At 40.5% G+C, this 1,251-nt stretch carries 3 protein-coding genes and 1 pseudogene; 3 read left to right on the forward strand and 1 reads right to left on the reverse strand.

Annotated elements, in window-relative coordinates; translation table 11 throughout:
* The 3 genes and pseudogenes from GVO62_RS17650 to GVO62_RS17660 all read left to right on the forward strand — a co-directional run.
* Nucleotides 1–216, forward strand: a pseudogene (locus tag GVO62_RS17650) (transposase); the annotation flags it as partial.
* A 141-nt stretch (nucleotides 217–357) separates the two neighbouring features.
* Nucleotides 358–603, forward strand: a complete 246-nt coding sequence (locus tag GVO62_RS17655) for a type II toxin-antitoxin system CcdA family antitoxin (RefSeq protein ID WP_159120373.1) — start codon at nucleotides 358–360, stop codon at nucleotides 601–603.
* Nucleotides 603–920 carry a CcdB family protein gene (locus tag GVO62_RS17660; protein WP_159120374.1) on the forward strand — a complete coding sequence of 106 codons (318 nt, stop codon included), beginning with the start codon at nucleotides 603–605 and terminating at the stop codon, nucleotides 918–920. Before GVO62_RS17655 ends, GVO62_RS17660 begins: the two co-directional genes overlap by 1 nt.
* 150 nt (nucleotides 921–1,070) lie before the next feature.
* Here the strand turns inward: GVO62_RS17660 and GVO62_RS19540 are convergent.
* The coding region (locus GVO62_RS19540) for a hypothetical protein (RefSeq protein ID WP_236547226.1) at nucleotides 1,071–1,251 on the reverse strand (181 nt) is incomplete at its 5' end.

Genomic DNA, 1,251 nt, shown 5'->3' on the forward strand with positions numbered 1-1,251 from the left:
CTTCACCCAGACAAGCGTGGCAAAGTTCAGCATAACCTGCCCCCTATTTTAGAGCGTCTCAGTATTGAGCACGAACATTGGATAACTTTAACTACGCAGTTTGAAACCTGCTTTAAGCACGCCGCCGGCAAAGTGACTTACCTAGAGCAATATGCACACAATCAACACCAGCAACGTGTGCAAGGTCGACAAAGTGCAATGCGCTTACTTGGTTAGCTCTACCGCTTAGTAGATAGCAAGACGGACACAAAATGTATATTTCTGCACAAAGATTTCTGTCTCGCTAAGTAGAAGGCATTTTTACAATGCGCATCCGCATGCGTATACTAAATATGTAAGACCATTTGGAGTGATAACATGCAAGATTTATATGACGTCCATGCCCCAAAAAAAGCGACTAACTTAAGCTTAAATAGCGACTTATTGCAAAAAGCTCGTGACTTAAAAGTTAACCTATCTGCAACGTTAGAACAGGCACTTAAAGACAAGTTGAAAAGTGTTGAAGAAGAACGGTGGAAAAAAGAAAACAAAGCTGCCATAGCTGCGTATAACGAGTTTGTTGCTGAAAACGGCTGTGTAGGTGATGAGTACAGGAACTTCTAATGGCACAGTTTGATGTTTACAGAAACCCTAGCTTAAAAACAAATAAAGCTTACCCTTTTCTTGTAGATGTTCAGAACTCTGTAATTGACCAGTTAGCAACAAGGTTAGTTGTACCGCTGACAAAGAATAAGACTAGAAATAGTCTTTATATGAAAAACCTAACACCGGAGATAGAACTCGAAGGCGAGACGTTCCTATTCCTGGCTCAACAACTGAGTTCCATACCCGAAGATGTGCTCAAGGACTACATCGGTTGCTTAGACCAATCCCGGGAATTGCTAATAGGTGCAATAGACTTTGCTATTACTGGAATATAGCTTTCAATAACAACTCAGATAGGTGGGTATACAGAAACATGCCTGTCTAGAAAAGAAATATGCCTGTCTTGTTTAGTCATTCACTTTCACAAAGATGCCTGCCTTGTTAAGTACTTTTGAAACTAATATGCCTGTCTTATTTAGTTTGACCTAAGCCATCTCACCAAATTTCATTTCAAGCACAACTTGCATAAGCCGCGCTCTATTCGAAGGAGTGTGGAAATAGCTTTTAGACGTTTTTGATTCCAGAATGGGGATTTTGGTATTTAGCCATTCTTCTCTGAGCACGACTACAAATATGCCTGTCTTGTTTAGTACTGGCAATCCAAGG

This window comes from Alteromonas sp. KUL150, from assembly GCF_009811475.1.
GTDB lineage: Bacteria > Pseudomonadota > Gammaproteobacteria > Enterobacterales > Alteromonadaceae > Alteromonas > Alteromonas gracilis.